Below are 20,731 nucleotides of genomic sequence, written 5' to 3' on the forward strand. Positions count from 1 at the left end.
ACCGTATCATAGGAATCTCACCTCTGCCGGGTACTCCGCCAGCTCCGTAGAGAAGTATCATTATCATTCTGACTGTCATTGCCGTTTCAGTAGCAAGCTGAATTTCAGGTCGGGGATTCTCGCTCATTCTCCATAAATACAATGGGAAAGTCTCGGCGTACCCACCTTCGGGCTATTCATCAGAACTAATGTCCTTAGCGCCTGACTATTCAATTTTCAAGGTACTTTGAAGGGGGAAATCCCTATCGGGAAAATAACCCCTTCACTCATTTGGACAAAGGGGGTCAAAATGCACACCCAAAATCGCCCCTTTTCCGAAAAAAATTTGAAAAAAATTTTTTTGACCTTGAAAATTGCCCTAAAAACGCAAAAAAGCCGCCTGCTTCTCCGTAAAGAAACAAGCGGCATAACTACAGTTTTATTTAGATGTATTGGACGGTAATTTTTTTCTTTCGTGCTTTTGTAAATTTGATAAGGACATCATCTACTGCGTCTGTATATCTGCCTTGCGCTATCAGATTATTTTTAAGGGCGATTAACGCCTGCAAAACCTGTCCGTACTCCTCGTCATCAAGATAGATATGAAATTGCCTGTCTTTCATCAAACCGCCTCCTTTATTTTTTCTGTCCTTTTCTCCATTCAAAAAACCTCTGCCGGATAAACGCTGTATCCTCATCTTCATTCGAGGTTATGAAAATATGTAAGCTGCGAAACGCTTTTTTGATTTTCATAGCGAAGTCTATTTCGCTGTTTCCTAATGTATAGGGGATTTTAATCAGTTTGATCTCCCGCTTCCGGCACAGATATGCTTTCAAGGTTTCTACATTCTCTGTCCGACTAACCGTTTCAATCGCTGCTTTTTCTTCAGGCAAATAGATTTCAAGCGGTATGCCGATAATCTTATCCGTATCCGTCTGTACCTTTATGCGCTTCTTCGCTGCATAATACATAACTGCCAGCTTCGGAAAAACCGTCAGATAGTCTTTTTCACACACCTTACAGCCTTTTCCTTCAATCGCTCTTTCTGAAATTTTTGCCTTCCACGAGTGTCCGAGTGAACATTTCCACCACACGCTCTGCATTGAGTGCCTTGATATTTTGTTTGGGGAAATATTTTTGTTCTTTTCGTAGTCCCATTCCGAAAGAAGATGTGCGTCCGTCGTTGCTAAATCATTATACCCTGCCATAACCGCCCGATCCGCACAGACAGGGCATACCGTTCCTTTTACACGGGCATAAACAACAGACTGCCATTCATACCCGCACTCTCTGCACTTCCACCAGACATTTCTGCGGGACTTTTCATTTATCATATCAGGAGTAAAGGGCAGATTCCGGTCTGACCATTCCTGTGCAAGCTGAGGGTGTGTTGTGGCGAAATCAATAAATCCTTTCAGCAGAAGTTGACCGCTGCAATAAGGACACCCGCTTCCGCCTGAACGAGTGGAAATAAGCGTGTTCCATTCGTGACCTTTGCTGCACCGCCACCATACCTTCCGATTTGCAAAGACCGTAACCATATCAGGCTTTAGTGGGTAATTTCTCTCAGACCATTCAGAAGCGATTTGAGGGCGCTGTGAGGCAAGGTCATTGAATCCTACTAAGATTTTATTATGGGAGCAATACGGACAGCCTGTGCCGTTTAACGCCCTGCTCTTAACCGTTGCTGTCCATTCGTGACCATATTTATCCCGCCAGATTACTTTCTTATGAGAGCCTGTCGTTACCATTGTCGGTTTCAGCGGATCATTCTTACTCGACCATTCATCAGCCAGTTCCGGCTTCAGCGTTGCCAAATCATTGACGCCCTCTATCACTCTTGCGCCTGAGCAGATTGGGCAGTTTTCGCCGTTTGAACGAGCCTTAACACTGGTCTGCCATTCGTGACCGCAAGCGCCCTTCCACCAAACGACTTTGTTTGAGCCGTATGTAATCCTATCCGGTGTAAGCGGCAGGTTTTTATCCGACCATTCCGCAACAAGTTCAGGGTGTACCTCTGATAAAATATTGCTCATACTCAATCCTCTCCTTCCTCTGCGATTAGCTTCATTATATTGAGAAAGCGTGGATTGGTATAGTTTGCGACGGGGAGAGTAAAAACTATGAGAAAATACAGAAGCCCCTGAGAAGCTATACCTTCTCAGGGGCGGTGTGAAACTAAAAATTATGCGATTTTTTTGTTACTGCACCGATTTTAGCACCGATTGGTGTAAAATTGGTGTATTTGTGTAAAATCCGAGGTTTTCGGAAAATGAAGTACATCCCGTTTTAGTAGAGCTTTGCGCCTGCCGGAATGTGGTCGTCTACCATCAAAAGATGGAGCTTTTCTTCGCCTTCCTCGTGGTGTACCGCACTGATCAGCATACCGCAGGAGTCAATGCCCATCATCGGTCTTGGCGGCAGGTTGACGATTGCAATACAGGTCTTTCCAACCAGTTCCTCCGGCTCGTAAAAGCTATGAATACCGCTTAAAATCGTGCGTTCCGTGCCTGTTCCATCGTCCAGCGTAAATTTGAGTAGCTTCTTGGACTTTGGTACGGCTTCGCAGGCAAGTACCTTGACTGCTCTGAAATCGGATTTACTGAAGGTTTCAAAGTCCACAAAATCCTTGAACAAAGGCTCAATCTCTACTTTGGAAAAATCTATCTTTTCCGGCTCGGCTTTTGGTGCTTCGGACTCGGTTTTGTTTACACCAATTTCGTCCTTTACACCATTCAAGGGTTTCATTGTGGGGAATAATAACACATCACGAATAGCCTGAGCATCTGTCAGCAGCATTACCAGTCTGTCGATTCCGTATCCGATTCCACCTGTTGGCGGCATACCGATTTCCAGTGCATTCAGGAAATCTTCATCTGTGTGGTTTGCCTCTTCATCACCGGCTGCAAATGCTTCTTCCTGTGCTGCAAAACGTTCTCTCTGATCAATCGGGTCATTTAACTCTGAGTATGCATTACACATCTCACGTCCATATACATATAACTCGAAACGCTCTACATAATTCGGGTCTTCCGGATTCTTCTTTGTCAGTGGTGAAATCTCGATTGGATGATCTGTTACAAATGTTGGCTGAATCATCTTCTCTTCACAGAACTCATCAAAGAAGAGGTTCAGGATGTCACCCTTCTTGTGACGTTCTTCATATTCTACATGATGCTCATCTGCTAATGCTTTAGCTTCTTCGTCTGTCTTAACTTCTGCAAAATCAACACCTGCATACTTCTTAACAGCATCGATCATAGAAATTCTTTCGAATGGTTTTGCCATATCGATAACTGTTCCGTTGTAGCTGATAACTGCGCTTCCGCACACTTTTTCTGCGAGGTAACGGAACATACTCTCTGTCAGTTCCATCATTCCCTCATAGTCTGTATATGCCTGATATAATTCCATCAGTGTGAATTCCGGATTGTGACGTGTATCTACACCTTCATTACGGAATACTCGTCCGATCTCATATACTCTCTCAAGTCCTCCGACGATCAGTCTCTTCAGGTACAATTCCAGAGAAATACGGAGTTTCACATCTTCATTCAGCGCATTGTAATGTGTCTCGAATGGTCTTGCTGCCGCTCCACCTGCATTGCTTACCAGCATCGGAGTCTCTACTTCCATAAATCCACGTCCATCTAAGAAGTTACGGATCTCTTTGATGATCTTAGAACGTTTGATAAATGTCTCTTTTGACTCTGGATTCATGATCAGATCTACATATCTCTGACGGTAACGTGTATCGGTATCTGTTAATCCATGGAACTTCTCCGGAAGGATCTGTAAACTCTTAGAAAGAAGTGTCATCTTCTCTGCATGGATAGAAATCTCTCCTGTTCTTGTTCTGAACGCAAATCCTTCTAATCCGAAAATGTCACCAATATCAGAACGTTTAAAATCTGTATAAGAGTCTGTTCCAATCGCATCTCTTGCAACATATACCTGGATACTTCCCTGCAGATCCTGAATGTTGCAGAAAGAAGCCTTACCCATAACTCTCTTGAACATCATACGTCCTGCGATAGATACATGAATTGGATTGGCATCCATGATACTTCTTCTCTCTTCATAATCTTTCTTCAGGACCTCTTTTGCCTGCTCTTCATCCATTCCCTCTACGTCTGGTGTCTGGTGGTCTTTTAAAAGTTCTGCTTCATGTGCTTCATACAGACTCTTCACTTCCAATGAGTGATGTGTCTGATTGAATTTTGTAATCTGAAATGGATCTTTTCCATTCTGCTGAAGGTCTGCTAATTTCTCACGTCGAACCTTTCTTAACTGGTTCACGTCCTGTTCCTGTCCGTTGTTCTGCTGCTTAGCCACTTTTTTATTCTCCTTCCTTATCCGAATTCAGACCTCCCGTGTGAGAGAGGCCTGAGTCATGTATTCTGGTTATTCTTCGACGGATGCCCGTCTGTCTCTTATTTTATAATGTTATAATGAACGGCTGATATCCAGTACCTTGTACTCCATTACTCCAGCCTGCGTCTCTACAGTTACGACATCTCCGATCTGTTTGCCCATCAATGCCTGGCCAACCGGTGATTCATTGGAAATCTTTCCTTCCAGACTGTTCGCTTCTGTAGAACCAACCAGTTTGAATTCCATCTCTTCATCAAATGTGATGTCGAATACTTTTACCGTACATCCGATATTAATCTTATTAAAATCAACTTCGTCTTCTACTACAACTTCTGCATTCTTAAGAATTGCTTCCAGTTCTTCGATACGTGCTTCAATGTCTCTCTGTTCATCTTTTGCTGCATCGTACTCTGCATTCTCTGATAAATCTCCCTGTTCTCTTGCTTCTTTGATCTTCTGGGCGATCTCTCTACGTTTTACAACCTTGAGGTTCTCAAGTTCATCTTCCAGTGCTTTTAAACCAGCATAAGTAAGTAATTTTTTCTTTGCTTCCATCTGTCTCCTGCTCCTTTTTCTGTTCCATATTACTCTGACATTTTTATGCCTGAATCATCTATCTGAATAATTAATCTGTCATAGAATAATGATACTTTCACAATTTCATTATTATACATAAATGCATGTTTTATGTCAATCTTTTTATCACCTGCAAGTACCCGTTTTTCCTTTATTTTCAGCATTTTTGTACATTATACGATTGCTTTGTCCAGAAGTACTTCCAGTTCCTCATAAGATTCCACCTGATTGATCGCATCCCTGAGTTTTGCAGAACCTTTCATTCCTTTTGTATACCAGGCGACATGCTTACGCATCTCCCTGATTCCGATGAAGTCTCCTTTGAATTCAATCTGCAGTTTTGCATGTCTTAGCATCGTCTCTTTGATCTTCTCCGGAGTCGGTCTCGGCGGAACAACACCGGTCCTTTCGTATTCCTGGAGTTCGTGGAATATCCATGGATTCCCCTGTGCACCTCTTCCGATCATCACACCATCACAGCCTGTTTCTCTTCTCATCTGAAGTGCCATCTCTCCGGAAGTCACATCACCGTTTCCAATCACCGGAATGGATACAGCCTCCTTGACCTGACGGATGATATCCCAGTCTGCTTTTCCGGAATAGTATTGTTCTCTTGTCCGTCCGTGTACTGCAACAGCTGCACCTCCTGCATCTTCGATAATCTTTGCGATCTCCACAGCATTGATATTATCATCGTCGAATCCTTTTCTGATCTTCACCGTTACCGGCTTTTTAATTGCCTTTGATACTGCCGATACGATCTCATGTACCAGCTCTGGATTCTTCATAAGTGCGGATCCCTCTCCATTCCGCACTACTTTTGGCACCGGGCATCCCATATTAATATCCAGGATCTGAAATGGCAGTTCTTCTATCATCTTTGCCATCTCGCTCATAATCTTCGGATCCGATCCAAAAAGCTGCAATGACACCGGATACTCATCCGGATGGATTGCCAGCAATGCTTTTGTATTTTTATTCTTATATTGCAAAGCTTTTGCACTGATCATTTCCATACAGAGAAGCCCTGCTCCCTGTTCTTTACATAAAAGTCTGAAAGGCAGATCCGTTACTCCCGCCATCGGTGCGAGTATATATGGATTTGCCAGATTAACATTCCCGATTTTCATTTTTCTACTCCTGTTATCACACTCAGATTACAATTATCTGTAATTTTTTCAAGAAACACACAGCACTATATATCAGATAAGACAGCCCCTAACATTCATAAACGAAGCTTTCTTGATATATAGTGCTGCATATTTCTTTGCAAGTCTACACTGTCAACACTGCAGATTATTTATTTTTTTTATTTTTTTCGTAAATGAACCGAAGTCCCTTTAACGTAAGCTGTGAATCATACACATCGATCATATCGGTCTCATTTGCAATTATCTTGCCAAGTCCGCCGGTTGCCACTACTTTCGCATTCGGATATCCGGATTCTTCTTTCATTCGTCTGATAATATATTCCGTCTGACCGATTTGTCCGTATACAAGGCCGGCCTGCATTGCCGTAATTGTCTCTTTTGCAAGAATTGATTTCGGTTTGCGGATCTCTATTGCCGGAAGCATATCTGCCTCTCCCCAGAGAGACTGTGCCGAAGTCCTGATTCCAGGTGCGATCACACCTGCTTCAAATGTTCCGTCCGGACCGATCACGTCAAATGTTGTTGCTGTTCCAAAATCCACAACAATTGTTGGTCCTCCGTATAAAGTATACGCACCGACTGCATCTACAATGCGGTCCGGACCGACCTGTCTCGGATTCTCTGTGACAATGCGGATTCCGGTCTTAATTCCAGCAGATACAACCACCGGTTTTACGCCGAAGTATTTGATGATCGCACTGCCAAGTGAATGCATCACATCCGGTACTACGGATGCAATGATCACTGCATTGATCTTGGAACTTTCAATCCCATGTCTTTCTACGAGTTCCTGTAAAGTAATTCCATATTCATCCGATGTTCTCGGCTGCTTTGTCTTCATACGGAATGTACCAAATAATTCTTCTTTGTCAAACACACCAAGTGTAATATTTGTGTTTCCTACATCGATTACAAGAAGCATCTTTCTCCTCCTGTTTTGTCTGCTGCCTTCTGGTTACTCTTCGCTGTTTATCTCTTCGCCCAGGAAGAATACTTTATAATATAACTGCAATGCCTGCAGAAGATCCTGTTTCTCTCTCTGCAGCTGCTTGATCTTAAGCTGGCTTCCGATCTCATCGAACATCGGATCAAATTCCTCGGTCGATACCTCAAAGCATAATTCTCCATCTTCTTCAAACACCAGCGTAAGGATTCCCCCTACGTCATGCACATACAATACGCACATAATCTTCAGTTCATTCTTCACATCATCCGGAAGCTGTTCAAAATCCGGATTCAGATAATACTTTTCTTCATATGAATTAGCACCGCAAAGCACTACTTTTCCATCATACATATCCATATACTCCTCTAACTGATACCTCTCCGGCATAGATTTCTTTCTCTTTTCCATCCGGCGTTCTTACAATCAGTTCTCCGGTCTGATTGATGCCGATAGCATATGCTTTATATTCATTCCCCGGTTCCAGGACCTTGACCTCCCGGTCCTTATTCACCAGCATGGAATTATAAAGTTCCTGCAATCCTGACAGATCTTCTGTCTCCTGAAAGATCTCATAATATTTTTCAAAGATTTTCATTACTGCTGCGATCAGCCCGGAACGCTTTATGCGCTTTCCGAGTTCCATCTTAAGTGATGAGGCAGTTTCCTTAATATCATCAGGGAACGTATCCTGATTCACATTAATTCCCACTCCGATCACTACATGATTGATGTAATCGATCTCTGTACTCATCTCTGTCAGGATACCACAGATTTTCTTTCCATTCACAACGATATCATTCGGCCACTTAATCTTTGTCTCAAGACCGGTAACCTCCCGGATTCCTTCTGCCACGGCAATCGCCATGATCAGTGTAAGCTGTGGCGCTTTTACAGGCGGAATATCCGGATACAACAATATCGTCATATAGATACTGCTCCCGGATGGCGATTTCCAGACACGGCCCCTTCGCCCTTTCCCTGCCATCTGCATATCTGCAACAAATAATGTCCCATGAGGTTCCTTATTATTTCCGGCTTCCTTTGCCCGGTTATTTGTGGAATCAGTCTCATCATAATATATGACGTTCTTTCCTGCCCACTTTGTATCTACCAGACTGTCGATCTCTGCTTTTGACATAACATCCGGACTTTCGATAAGGCGGTAGCCTTTGTTACGCACCGCCTCTATCTGATAGCCTTCCTTCTTAAGCTGATCGATCACTTTCCAGATGGCTGTTCTGGACACCTGGAACTGTTCGCACAGCTGTTGTCCGGAAATATATGTATCATTCTCTTTTAACAAACGTAATATTTCTGATTTCATACTCTGTCTGCTCTTGCCTACTCTCTTTCACCAAGTGTTGCCACCATGACAGCCTTGATCGTATGCATACGGTTCTCAGCCTCGTCAAATACCTTTGACTGTGGAGACTCGAATACTTCATCTGTAACTTCCATATCGTCCAGTCCGAATTTGTCATGGATCTGTTTGCCGATCTTCGTCTTCAGATCATGGAATGCCGGCAGGCAGTGTAAGAAGATAGCCTGTTCTCCTGCATTTTCCATTACTTTCTTTGTTACCTTGTATGGAGACAGTTCGCGGATACGTTCTTCCCATACTTCGTCCGGCTCACCCATGGATACCCATACATCCGTACAGATAACGTCTGCATCTTTGGTTCCGCTTTCGATATCTTCCGTCAGTGTGATGGTTGCTCCTGTCTCTTTTGCATATCCTTTGCAAGTCTCTACCAGTTCCTCATTCGGGAAATAGTTCTTAGACGTACATGCCACGAAATGCATACCTAATTTGGCACATGCGATCATCAGGGAATTGCCCATATTGTATCTTGCATCACCCATGTATACCAGTTTGATACCTTTCAGATGTCCAAAATGTTCACGGATCGTCAGCATATCCGCCAGCATCTGTGTCGGATGATACTCATTCGTCAGTCCGTTCCATACCGGAACGCCTGCATATTTGGCCAGTTCCTCCACCATCTCCTGTCCAAATCCACGATACTCGATTCCATCAAACATTCTTCCGAGAACTCTTGCTGTATCTTCGATACTTTCTTTCTTCCCGATCTGTGAACCTGAAGGATCAAGGTAAGTCGTTCCCATACCCATATCGTGAGCAGCTACTTCGAAAGAACAGCGGGTTCTGGTACTGGTCTTTTCAAAGATCAATGCCACATTCATTCCTCTGTATTTATCAACCGGAATTCCTTTTTTCTTTTTTTCTTTTAATTCTGCGGAAAGATCAAGCAGATATGTGATCTCTTCCGGTGTGAAATCTTTCAGTGTCAGGAAATTTCTGCCTTTTAAATCCATTGTTTTGTACCTCGTTTTTATTCTTTGACTTTTATCTTATGTCTTTTGTCTACTTTTCTTCTTTTTTATCATCTGCGCCAATCTCTGTAACAGATTTTACCAGACCTGCAATGCTCTGGATCTCTGACGGGATGATAATCTTCGTTGCTTTTCCATCAGCAGCTTTTGCAAATGCTTCCAGACTTTTCATGGTAAGAACAGCCTCATCGGCTCCTGCTTCTTTCAGGAAACGAATTCCATCGGCATTTGCCTGCTGTACTTTCATGATGGCTTCTGCCTTACCTTCAGCCTCACGGATCGTGGCTTCTTTCTGTGCTTCTGCTTTCAGGATAGCCGCCTGCTTCTCAGCTTCCGCATCCAGAATTGCAGACTCTTTGTGGCCTTCTGCCACAAGGATTGTAGATTTCTTCTCACCTTCTGCACGTAAGATTGCTTCACGGCGTTCACGTTCTGCCTTCATCTGCTTCTCCATTGCATCCTGGATGGCTGCCGGTGGGATAATGTTCTTAAGTTCCACGCGGTTTACCTTGATTCCCCAAGGATCGGTTGCCACATCCAGAGATGCTCTCATCTTCGTGTTGATCGTCTCTCTGGATGTCAGTGTCTGATCCAACTCCAGATCACCGATGATGTTACGAAGTGTTGTCGCTGTCAGGTTCTCGATCGCCATGATCGGATTCGCCACACCATAGCAGAACATCTTCGGATCCGTGATCTGATAAAATACAACGGTATCAATTCTCATCGTTACGTTATCTTTTGTGATAACCGGCTGCGGTGCAAAATCCACTACCTGCTCTTTCAGATCCACTCTTCTTGCCACACGGTCAAAAATCGGAATCTTAAAGTGAAGTCCGGTTCCCCATGTTGCCTGATATGCCCCCAGTCTTTCAATAACCAATGCCTGCGCCTGTCTGACTACCTTTACACAGGAAATCACCACGCAGATAATAATCACTAATAAAATCAATCCAAAAATCATACTCTACTCCTCTCTGGCATGCACGATCAGTTTCACGCCCTGAATACCATTTACTACAACAACTGTGTTCTTTGGAATCTTTCCGTCCGGCTCATCCGTCTTAGCCGACCATATCTGACCGCAGATCTCTACCTGCCCTTTTGCCTTTATCGTATCAATATCTTCTGTCACCAGTGCATGCTGTCCGATCAGACTCTCTGCGTTCGTCTTCTGCCTCTCCTGATTGAAGAACTTCACCGCGATCGGTCTTGTCAGAATCAGAAGCAGAATGGAAACTATAACAAATACTCCTATCTGCACTCCCAACCCAAAACCGACAAGTCCTGCACAGAATGCGATCAGTGCTCCTCCTGCGAACCAGATCGTGGTAAGTCCCATTGTCGCGATTTCAATGATCAACAGTACAATGAATATTGCCAGCCAATAGATCACTCTCATAAGCCGTCCCCTCTTTTCCGTATATATTATTTCTTGTTCACTATATTACTATACTCTGATAAAGAAAGCAATTTTCTTCTGTAAAATGAGTGGATTGTATCTCATTTAATTACACTTTCCTTCTCTGTCTTGCGGCTTCGAACATCAACACCGAAGAAGCGATTGCCGCATTCAATGACTCTACCTGTCCAAGCATCGGGATCTTGACATAGCAGTCTGCCATGTCTGCGATCTCGCGTCTCAGGCCATTCCCCTCGTTCCCAATCAGGAATGCACATGGATTCGTCAGGTCTTCCTCATCATAGGAATTCGTTCCTTCCAGATGTGCAGCATAAGTGGTGATACCTTTGTCTTTTAAATCCTGTATTCCTTTGCCAAGATCTTCCACATATACGAACGGCATGCGGTATATCGATCCCATCGTTGAGCGGATTGTCTTCGGATTATAGACATCGACGCATTCTCTGTCCATGAGGATGCCGGTCACGCCAGCTCCTTCTGCTGTACGCAGGATGGTTCCAAGATTGCCCGGATCCTGCAGATGGTCTAATACCATGATCAGCGGGCATTTTGCCGAAGTCAGTTCATTGATTTCATGGTTCATCTGTTCCACCACGCACAGGATTCCCTGAGGGGTCTTAGTATCTGATGCATGGGCGAATACAGTATCTGTCAGTTCTTCCACTCTTACTTTAGAGTCTTTCAGGACTTCTTTTACGGTATCTTTTTCTTTTTTGTAAAAGGATTCGGATACATAGACTTCTTTTAACTTGTCGATCGGCACTTCCCTGAACATACGGATTCCTTCTACCAGGAAGATGCTTTCTTCGTCTCTTAATTTTCTCTTCTTCTTTAAATTCACCAGACGTTTGATTCTGGCGTTGGATGTGCTTGTGATCATATATGTTGTTCCTCGTGTTTCTTATTTATTTACATTATCATATCATATCCTCCATTGAATAAAAACCCCCCGGAGGTGTACCAGACCTCCGGAGGGTTTTGCATCTCAAAATATTTTGCTACATTTTTACTTACACCTTAAACCGATACCCAACACCCCATATCGTCTCGATATACTGCGGGTTGGATGTATCTACTTCTACTTTCTCACGGATTTTCTTGATATGCACCGTTACCGTTGCGATATCCCCGATGGACTCCATATCCCAGATCTCCCGGAATAACTCTTCTTTCGAATATACGTGGTTCGGATGGCTCGCAAGGAATGTCAGCAGATCGAATTCCTTCGTCGTAAATGTGCGTTCTTCTCCGTTCACCCACACACGTCTTGCAGTTGTATCAATCTTCAGTCCTCTGATCTCGATCACTTTATTCTTCTCTGCCGCACTTCCGGTCAGACGGTCGTATCTTGCCAGATGCGCTTTTACTCTCGCCACCAGTTCACTTGGACTAAACGGCTTTGTCATATAATCATCCGCACCGAGTCCCAGTCCCCTAATCTTATCGATATCATCTTTCTTCGCAGATACCATCACGATCGGTGTATTCTTCACATCACGCACCTGACGGCAGATATCGAATCCGTCCGTTCCCGGCAGCATCAGATCCAGGATCAGAAGATCATAATCTTCGTTCAGGGCTTTCTGAAGTCCTGTATCTCCGTCATTTGCAACCTCTACGGTGAACCCGCTCAGTTCCAGATAATCCCGTTCCAGATCTGCAATTGCTTCTTCGTCTTCTACTATTAATATCTTACTCATTGACTGGTACCTCCTGATACTTTCTTAGTACAAAATACATTGTCGTTCCGGTCTCTTCTCTGCTTGTTGCCCAGATCTTACCGCCGTGTTCTTCTACAATCTTCTTTACTACAGACAAACCGATTCCACTTCCTCCGGTGGAAGAATTTCTCGACGCGTCGGTACGGTAAAACCGGTCAAAGATATTCGGCAGGTCTTTTGCCGCAATTCCTTTTCCGTTGTCTTCCAGTTCAATCTGTACAAAATCTCCTACATCTTTGACACGCAGATTGATCATTCCCTTTGGTTTGTCCATATATTTCAACGAATTGTTGACAATATTGTGAATCACACGTTTTACCTGCTCCGGGTCTGCAATGATCCGTACATTCTTCTCTACATAATTAAAATAACCAAATCCTACATTCTGTGCTGCCAGTTCAACCGACAGGTCATCCGCACAGTCGTTGAAATATTCATTCGCCGACACGATATTAAAATTGTAAGGGATCTTATTCGTATCGATCTTAGAATATAATGTCAGCTCATTGATCAGCGTATTCATCTCTGTCGCTTTATTGTAGATTGTTCTGACATACCGGTCTATCTTCTCCGGTGTATCTGCAACACCATCTATAATTCCTTCGGCATAACCTTTGATCGTTGTCACAGGTGTCTTCAGATCATGTGAAATGTTACTTATCAGTTCTTTACTTTCTTTGTCATATTTCAATTTTTCTTCGGCACTTTCCTTCAGGCGTCCTCTCATCTCTTCCAGGCTCTGGCAGAGTTTTCCAAGTTCATCGTCAGCCTCCGGTTTCAACTCAAAATCCAGATTCCCATCCTTGATATTCTGCGCCGCTGTCTGCATCTTGCCGATCGGCCCCATAACCGCACGGTAAATCCATATAATAAGAGCTGCCGAAGTAAGTATCAGTATTACTACAATTCCAATCAGGATTTCGCAGAAAAACTGTCCAACCTCCGGAATTACATTGGATACATCTGACACAATGAACGCACTTCCCTTATTGCCGTCATCATATCTGAAATCTACCTGTTTTACCAATGCTTCTGCATCCCCGCCAAGATAAATTCCGTTCTCCGATGTTGTATCTGTATCTCCATATTCCGGCAATTGTTCGATCACCGCTTTTACACGATCATCATCGCTGCCCGTATATACGATTGTTCCGTCTTTTCTCACCAGCAGGTATGCATTCTTATTCTCCAGTTTTTTATTAAACTGATCCAGTTCTGTCGCATCTTCCATCTCAGATGCCTGCTCTGACATATCCTTCAGTTCATGATACGGCTTCTCCGTAACACGTGCAAGTACCTGCATGGAATTCGTAAAATCAGAAATCGTCGTTCCTGTAATCCCATAATTCTTCTCCACCACTCCGATCTGATAGTGGCATACCATTGAAACCATCATGGCTGCCATAAGAACCGGTATAATGATAATCGTAAAAAATGCTATAACTAATCGCGTTTTCAGCTTCATGTATCTGTCCTCCACTAAAAAAATTATAGCATGAAAAATGGGTGCTTCACACCAAAGCACCCATAAACTTTTATAAAATTTCTATAAATATTTTTTCAGATCTTCTACTTTGTCTAGTTTCTCCCATGGAAGATCAATATCTGTACGTCCGAAATGTCCGTAAGCCGCTGTCTGTTTGTAGATTGGTCTTCTAAGATCAAGCATCTGAATGATTCCTGCCGGGCGGAGATCAAAATTCTCACGAACGATCTCTACCAGTTTATCATCTTCTACTGCACCTGTTCCGAATGTATCTACCATGATAGATGTCGGATGTGCTACACCGATTGCATAAGACAACTGAATCTCACATTTCTTAGCAAGTCCTGCAGCAACAATATTCTTGGCAACGTAACGTGCTGCATAAGCGGCAGAACGGTCAACCTTTGTACAGTCTTTTCCAGAGAAAGCCCCGCCGCCGTGACGTGCCATTCCACCGTAAGTATCTACGATGATCTTACGTCCTGTAAGTCCACTGTCTCCGTGTGGTCCGCCGATTACAAAACGTCCTGTCGGGTTGATGAAGAACTTTGTCTTCTCATCTACCATGCCCTCCGGAATGATTGCATCGAATACATATTTCTTAATATCTTTATGGATCTGATCCTGTGTCACTTCCGGATCATGCTGTGTCGAAAGTACGACTGCATCCAGACGTGCCGGAACACCATTCTCATCATATTCAACCGTAACCTGTGTCTTTCCATCCGGTCTTAAGTACGGAAGTGTTCCGTTCTTTCTTACTTCTGTAAGCTTTCTTGAGAGCTTGTGTGCCAGTGCGATCGGGTATGGCATATATTCCGGTGTCTCATCAGAAGCATAACCAAACATCATTCCCTGATCCCCGGCTCCGATTGCATCGATCTCTTCTTCGGACATTGTATGTTCTTTTGCTTCCAGCGCTTTATCAACACCCATAGCAATATCAGCCGACTGCTCATCGATTGCTGTGATCACACCGCAAGTCTCTGCATCGAATCCGAATTTTCCTCTTGTATATCCGATTTCTTTGATCGTGTCACGTACGATCTTCTGGATATCAACGTATGCATTCGTTGTGATCTCACCCATAACAAGTACCATACCTGTTGTAGTTGCTGTCTCGCATGCGACACGGCTCATTGGATCCTGTGCCATCAATGCATCCAGAATGGCATCAGAAATCTGATCACACATTTTATCCGGATGTCCCTCTGTTACTGATTCTGACGTAAATAATCTTCTTTCCACGTTCTTCTCTCCTTTTTTCTTAAAACATTCCTGCATTCTTTCTCTCAGGATTGCCGACAGTTTTTTGTAGATTCCCCTGTTTTACCGAACTGAAAAACCGTCCACTTACATAAGTGGACGGTTTGATATCTTCATAAACCAATCCTCTTATTGTTCGATCACTCGCTCAGGCTGGCACCTTCCATATATGGGGTTGCCGCAGTTTCATAGATCCTTTGTATCTCCACTGCTCTGAATAAGAGAAAGTTTGCTTTTATTATATTTCTGGTACGACTAAGACTTTACTCTATTTTACACATACTGTCAATAGACATACCTAAGAAAATGTATCATCTAGCCTACTTTTAATTTGAACTTCTGAATCGCTTTTTCAGAATCTACTCTTTCGATGATTCCACCAATGCTGCGAAGTTTCTCTTCGAATCTTTCATATCCTCTCTGGATATATACGATATCGTCTACGATTGTGATTCCGTCAGCTGCCAGACCAGCTATACAGAGTGCTGCTCCTGCACGAAGATCCGGTGCGCTCACTCTGGCTCCCGAAAATTCTGTCACGCCTTCAATCGTTGCAGAATTACCTTCTACTTTCACATTTGCACCCATTCTTGCAAGCTCATCCAGATATTTGAAACGGTTTTCAAAAATACTCTCTGTAATGATACTTGTCCCCTTACATAAAGCCAGTGTTACGCCGATCTGCGGCTGCATATCTGTCGGGAATCCAGGATACGGAAGGGTCTTCACATGTGTGCTTGTAAGATCTCCTTTTGATACGACACGTACAGCATCATCGAATTCTTCCACTTCACATCCGATTTCTACCAGTTTTGCGATCGTAGCCTCCAGATGCTTCGGAATAACATTCAGTACCGTTACATCTCCCTTTGTTGCTGCTGCTGCGAACATGAATGTTCCTGCTTCGATCTGATCCGGGATCACAGAATATTCTGTTCTGTGAAGGCGCTGTACACCACGGATCTTGATCACATCTGTACCTGCTCCCCTGATGTTGGCTCCCATGCTGTTCAGGAAGTTCGCAACATCTACAACATGTGGCTCTTTTGCAACATTTTCCAGAATGGTAAGTCCTTCTGCCATAGCTGCTGCCATCATAACGTTAATCGTTGCTCCAACACTTACCACGTCGAAATAAATATGCTTTCCGACAAGACGGTCTGCCTCTGCAACGATCTTGCCATGTTCAATATCTACATCTGCACCTAACGCACGGAATCCTTTGAGATGCTGGTCGATTGGTCTGCTTCCGATATTACATCCTCCCGGAAGTGCAACTTCGGCACGTTTATACTTTCCAAGTAATGCGCCAAGAAGATAATAGGAAGCACGGATCTTCTTAATATAATCATACTCAATATCTACGTTCTTGATACTGGCTCCATTAATCTTTACTGTATGACGGTCGACACGGTGTACCTTCGCTCCAATCCCCTCGATTGCATCGATCAGTACGTTAATGTCATTCACATCTGGTAAGTTATCGATTAATACGGTCTCATCTGTCATAATTGCTGCTGCAAGAATTGCAAGTGCCGCGTTCTTGGCACCGCCGATTTCCACTTCTCCCACAAGCGGATGACCGCCCTTAATAATATACTGTTCCATTAATTACACCTCATTAATATTTATATGAATCTCTAATTACAATAAATCTTTTGTTCAATATTTATAACTATCTCAAATTGTACATAAATTTCTGCATCACAATATAACCCCAAAAGGGTTCGCGCCTATTATAGCACAAATTTCTCAATTGTAAAATATTTTTTACAGTTATGTAATTTTATTGTAACATATTCCAATTGTTCTATCTATACTTGTGCACTTTTACTCCCCTAATGCATCTAATACCGATTCAATCGTATCTTCCAGCTTCTGATTATCTTCACACACTGTAATATCTGCATACTTTTCAAAAAGCTTTACTCTTTCATCATACAGATCTTTGAGCGTCTGTCCGTCACGCAGTACCACTCCACGGCCTTTGGCGTTTTTAAGTCTGCTGTTTATTGTCTCAAAGGATGCCTGTAAATATACGACTTTGCCGATTTCTTTATAATGTTTCATCGCATTTTCACAATATACTACGCTGCCTCCCGGCGAGATAACGGTACGTTCCGCTTTCACCTGTGCATTGACCCGGTCTTCTACTTTCAGGAAGCCATCCGGTCCAACGTCAGCAATAATATCTTTCAGAAGTTTTCCTTCTGATTCCTGGATCAGAATATCCGTGTCTACAAATCTGTATCCCAGTCTCTTTGCAATTACCACACCAACTGTACTTTTCCCGACTGCCGGCATCCCGATAAAAATAATGTTATTATCTGCCATGATGTGCCCTCCTGTATGTTATGTTCTGATTTTTTCTTTCATTTGAAAACTATAATTATCATCGCACAGTATAACATACAAGAGGGCGAAGTGGAAGTTTTTTTCCAGATGCCCTCTTGTAGATCAATATATTTTTTTACGTATCTCTCTATGTTCCACACGTCTCCTGCAAAGTTCCTGATATGTCATAACCTCGATCAGATCCATAAGCCAGGCACCCGGGTTCTCTTCTTCCTTCTCCGCCTTATCATAGATCCTGCGGCACATCAGACGAAGCTGCAGGCGGTCCGGATATTCATCATACATCATGCTTCCGTCATATTCCATTCTGTCACATTCCTCTTCCATATAAGGAAGTACTCTCTTCGCCGTATCCGGGTAAATGCTTTTCATATAGTCATAGTCTCTTCTCGCATTCCGGTCATCATTATACAGCAGCGGAACCGGATAAGCCATATAGAACGGTAATTTATTCTCCATAATCCTGATTGCTCCTTGGCGGTTCTATCTGTATTAAGATATGCACGGGGACATCAATCGGTGAATGAGAAACTATCTCTTCTAATTGAATGTTATCTCATATTTTTCAATATTAACGGTTGCCGCTTCATCACTAGTAAATATAATTTCATTTGCTTCCAATGGCGTAGGAATGACCACACTTGCCGTCTGCTCTCCATCATTAATAAATAATTCTACAGAATATCTGTCCATGATAAAATGTAGTTTCGGCGCATGATGTTTTTCCGCAATTTCTATCTTTCTCACACAGACAACATCAGCATTTACACCACTGTAGGTCCGGTCAATTTCAATCTGATGTTTTTCCGGATAATATGTAAATGTTGTTGTATATTCTTCATTATGTGCCACATCTACCTTGAACTCCCGGCCTTCTACATTCGTAAGTTCTACCGTCATGTCAATCACCCGGCCATTGATACCATCCAAAGACATCTGTCCGCTAATTTTCTGTTCTGTATAGATGATTGGATTTTTCTTATACTTTTCCAGTTCTCTCACCGGACTTTGCCAGATTTTCCCATCTTTGATTTTTAATTCTCTTGGGAGTGTCATCATTCCCTGCCATTTCTGTCCTTTTGTCATGACACGTGCATCCCACGACTTCATCCATGCGACCATAATCCGCCTGCCATCCGGAAGTTCTGTTGTCTGTGGTGCATAAAAGTCCAGTCCATAATCTAGGCTTCTCTTTTTCTCCCATGCAAAATCCGATATTTCTTTTTCTGCATCTCCAATAATATAAATGGAATTATGACCGTTATGAAATTCATACTTTTGAGCATGCATATTCTGCGGAGAACAAATGATTACAGGATACCCGTCTACTTCCAGATAATCCGGACACTCTAACATATCTCCATTCTTTCCGTCATTTCTCAAAAGAACTTTTTCATACCGCCAGTTTTTATAGTCCGCACTGCTAAATAAGACTATTTGCCCACAATTTTCCTCATAGCGATTGCCTACAACGCAATAATATCTGCCATCCTTTTTCCATATCTTCGGATCACGGAAGTCTTTTCTGTCAAATTTCTCCGGCATGATATCTCCTTTTATAACTGGATTATCCTGCCATTTTTCATAAGTCTTCCCATCTCCAATGGCAATGCACTGATTCTGGATTTCTTTTCCGTCTTTCTGGCTTACTCCTGTATAAAGCAGCACATGCTTTCCATCAGCTTCTACTGCACTTCCCGAGAAACATCCAATGTGATCATAATCCTGATCAGGTGCCATAGCTACCGGATATGCTTCCCATTTTACCAGATCTTCGGTCACTTGATGCCCCCAGTGCATCGGTCCCCATTCTGTTTTATATGGATAGAACTGATAGAATAAATGTACTTTTCCCTGATATACAGAGAAACCATTCGGATCATTCATCCATCCTGTTTCCGGTGTCACATGGAATAATGATTTTTCTTTTTCATCTATGTGATTCTGTCTGATATATTCATTGGCTTTTTCAAGCATACGTTCTTCCTCTTTTATTCTAAATTATTCTGCTCCGATCACCTGCTCTGTTTCCTTATCAAAGAAATGCATCTTATGTGGCATAAAGGTAAATTCCACCTCATCTCCCACCTGGCTTACTTCATATTTTGATACTCTTGCAATCGTTACGCTTCCTCCGAAGTCAAAATACAGATTATTCTCATTTCCCATAATCTCCGTATTGTCAATAACTGCTTTCTGATGACTTCCATAGACATCCAGATTAGTTGTATCAAACTTGATATCTTCTCCTCTGATTCCCATGATAACTTCTGAATAACCGGCAATACGATTGGCGATTGCTTCCGGAAGTTCAATCTTATTTCCATCTTTGAAGATCAGATTTCTTCCGTCTATTTTTACATCATAGAAGTTCATCTGCGGAGAACCGATAAATCCTGCCACAAATTTATTCACCGGATGTTCGTACAGATCCATCGGTTTTCCAACCTGCTGGATCACGCCATCTTTCATGATTACAATGCGGTCTGCCATTGTCATGGCTTCTACCTGGTCATGTGTAACATAGATGGTTGTACTTCCAAGATTTCTATGTAACTTGCTGATCTCATTTCTCATGCTGACACGCAGTTTTGCATCCAGGTTAGAAAGTGGCTCATCCATCAGAAAGACTTTCTGGTCTTTTACAATCGCTCTTCCAAGTGCCACTCTCTGTCTTTGTCCACCTGATAAATTCTTAGGCTTACGGTAACGATATTCTTCGAGTCCCAGGATATCAATTGCCCAGTCTACTTTTTTCTTGATCTCATCTGCCGGAACCTTCATGTTCTTCAATCCATAAGAAATATTTTTTTCTACCGTCATATGTGGATACAGTGCATAGTTCTGGAACACCATAGAGATTCCTCGATCCGCCGGTGCAACCTCATTCACACGTTTTCCATCAATAAAAAGGTCTCCACTTGTAATCTCTTCAAATCCTGCGATCATTCGGAGTGTTGTGGATTTACCGCATCCGGATGGTCCGACAAATGCGATAAATTCTTTTTCTTCTATATCTAAGTTAAAGTCTGTCACGGAATTCTTATCGTTTCCTGCATATTTTTTACATATATTTTTAAATTCGATAAAGCTCATCT

At 42.8% G+C, this 20,731-nt stretch carries 20 protein-coding genes and 1 riboswitch; all 20 genes read right to left on the reverse strand.

Translation table 11 applies throughout. The features are described 5' to 3' along the window. Window positions 1-422 precede the first annotated feature (422 nt). The 20 genes from OCV72_RS04420 to OCV72_RS04515 all read right to left on the reverse strand — a co-directional run bounded on the left by OCV72_RS04420 (window position 423) and on the right by OCV72_RS04515 (window position 20,729). The gene (locus OCV72_RS04420) at window positions 423-602 is read right to left on the reverse strand and encodes a hypothetical protein (RefSeq protein WP_022278688.1); all 180 of its coding nucleotides are present in this window, start codon (window positions 600-602) and stop codon (window positions 423-425) included. 13 nt (window positions 603-615) lie between these two features. Next, complete coding sequence (locus OCV72_RS04425; RefSeq protein ID WP_055282142.1) at window positions 616-2,016, reverse strand: zinc-ribbon domain-containing protein; 1,401 nt, start codon at window positions 2,014-2,016, stop codon at window positions 616-618. Window positions 2,017-2,269: 253 nt separating this feature from the next. Further along, window positions 2,270-4,315, reverse strand: coding sequence for a lysine--tRNA ligase (gene lysS, locus OCV72_RS04430; RefSeq protein ID WP_055282145.1), 2,046 nt, complete (start codon window positions 4,313-4,315; stop codon window positions 2,270-2,272). 111 nt (window positions 4,316-4,426) lie between these two features. Then, window positions 4,427-4,909 (reverse strand): transcription elongation factor GreA, encoded by a 483-nt coding sequence (gene greA / locus OCV72_RS04435; protein WP_055282147.1) that lies wholly within the window; start codon window positions 4,907-4,909, stop codon window positions 4,427-4,429. 194 nt (window positions 4,910-5,103) lie between these two features. Next, window positions 5,104-6,060, reverse strand: coding sequence for a tRNA dihydrouridine synthase DusB (dusB, locus tag OCV72_RS04440; protein WP_055282149.1), 957 nt, complete (start codon window positions 6,058-6,060; stop codon window positions 5,104-5,106). A 166-nt stretch (window positions 6,061-6,226) separates the two neighbouring features. Next, the gene (locus OCV72_RS04445; RefSeq protein ID WP_028086637.1) at window positions 6,227-7,003 is read right to left on the reverse strand and encodes a type III pantothenate kinase; all 777 of its coding nucleotides are present in this window, start codon (window positions 7,001-7,003) and stop codon (window positions 6,227-6,229) included. 33 nt (window positions 7,004-7,036) lie between these two features. Beyond that, window positions 7,037-7,378 carry a DUF6145 family protein gene (locus OCV72_RS04450; RefSeq protein ID WP_028086636.1) on the reverse strand — a complete coding sequence of 114 codons (342 nt, stop codon included), beginning with the start codon at window positions 7,376-7,378 and terminating at the stop codon, window positions 7,037-7,039. Then, the gene (locus OCV72_RS04455) at window positions 7,371-8,351 is read right to left on the reverse strand and encodes a biotin--[acetyl-CoA-carboxylase] ligase (protein ID WP_055282151.1); all 981 of its coding nucleotides are present in this window, start codon (window positions 8,349-8,351) and stop codon (window positions 7,371-7,373) included. The genes OCV72_RS04450 and OCV72_RS04455 overlap by 8 nt, the downstream gene beginning before the upstream one ends. 17 nt (window positions 8,352-8,368) lie before the next feature. Next, the gene (gene argF, locus OCV72_RS04460; protein WP_055282153.1) at window positions 8,369-9,364 is read right to left on the reverse strand and encodes an ornithine carbamoyltransferase; all 996 of its coding nucleotides are present in this window, start codon (window positions 9,362-9,364) and stop codon (window positions 8,369-8,371) included. A 49-nt stretch (window positions 9,365-9,413) separates the two neighbouring features. Beyond that, entirely contained in the window at window positions 9,414-10,346 is a 933-nt protein-coding gene (locus OCV72_RS04465; protein WP_055282155.1) for an SPFH domain-containing protein, read from the reverse strand. Between the two features lie 3 nt (window positions 10,347-10,349). Continuing rightward, window positions 10,350-10,784: an NfeD family protein gene (locus OCV72_RS04470; protein ID WP_055282157.1), complete on the reverse strand. Its 435-nt coding sequence runs from the start codon at window positions 10,782-10,784 to the stop codon at window positions 10,350-10,352. Between the two features lie 109 nt (window positions 10,785-10,893). Beyond that, on the reverse strand, window positions 10,894-11,685 hold the full coding sequence (gene rlmB / locus OCV72_RS04475; protein WP_055282159.1) for a 23S rRNA (guanosine(2251)-2'-O)-methyltransferase RlmB: 792 nt from the start codon (window positions 11,683-11,685) through the stop codon (window positions 10,894-10,896). A 130-nt stretch (window positions 11,686-11,815) separates the two neighbouring features. Next, complete coding sequence (locus OCV72_RS04480) at window positions 11,816-12,505, reverse strand: response regulator transcription factor (RefSeq protein WP_028086630.1); 690 nt, start codon at window positions 12,503-12,505, stop codon at window positions 11,816-11,818. Continuing rightward, complete coding sequence (locus OCV72_RS04485) at window positions 12,498-13,991, reverse strand: HAMP domain-containing sensor histidine kinase (protein ID WP_055282161.1); 1,494 nt, start codon at window positions 13,989-13,991, stop codon at window positions 12,498-12,500. Before OCV72_RS04485 ends, OCV72_RS04480 begins: the two co-directional genes overlap by 8 nt. 81 nt (window positions 13,992-14,072) lie before the next feature. Then, window positions 14,073-15,260, reverse strand: coding sequence for a methionine adenosyltransferase (gene metK / locus OCV72_RS04490; protein ID WP_022415062.1), 1,188 nt, complete (start codon window positions 15,258-15,260; stop codon window positions 14,073-14,075). Between the two features lie 144 nt (window positions 15,261-15,404). After that, a riboswitch (SAM riboswitch) is annotated at window positions 15,405-15,502 on the reverse strand. 91 nt (window positions 15,503-15,593) lie between these two features. After that, window positions 15,594-16,886: a UDP-N-acetylglucosamine 1-carboxyvinyltransferase gene (locus tag OCV72_RS04495; RefSeq protein WP_055282163.1), complete on the reverse strand. Its 1,293-nt coding sequence runs from the start codon at window positions 16,884-16,886 to the stop codon at window positions 15,594-15,596. Between the two features lie 222 nt (window positions 16,887-17,108). Then, window positions 17,109-17,612, reverse strand: coding sequence for a shikimate kinase (locus OCV72_RS04500; protein ID WP_022415063.1), 504 nt, complete (start codon window positions 17,610-17,612; stop codon window positions 17,109-17,111). Window positions 17,613-17,735: 123 nt separating this feature from the next. After that, window positions 17,736-18,092 (reverse strand): hypothetical protein, encoded by a 357-nt coding sequence (locus OCV72_RS04505; RefSeq protein ID WP_028086626.1) that lies wholly within the window; start codon window positions 18,090-18,092, stop codon window positions 17,736-17,738. Between the two features lie 81 nt (window positions 18,093-18,173). After that, the gene (locus tag OCV72_RS04510; protein ID WP_055282166.1) at window positions 18,174-19,610 is read right to left on the reverse strand and encodes a glycoside hydrolase family 32 protein; all 1,437 of its coding nucleotides are present in this window, start codon (window positions 19,608-19,610) and stop codon (window positions 18,174-18,176) included. 24 nt (window positions 19,611-19,634) lie between these two features. After that, a complete protein-coding gene (locus tag OCV72_RS04515; RefSeq protein ID WP_055282169.1) occupies window positions 19,635-20,729 on the reverse strand; it encodes an ABC transporter ATP-binding protein in 1,095 nt (364 codons plus the stop codon). Window positions 20,730-20,731: the final 2 nt, after the last annotated feature.

The sequence above is a fragment of the Dorea amylophila genome, assembly GCF_025567265.1.
GTDB lineage: Bacteria > Bacillota > Clostridia > Lachnospirales > Lachnospiraceae > Dorea_A > Dorea_A amylophila.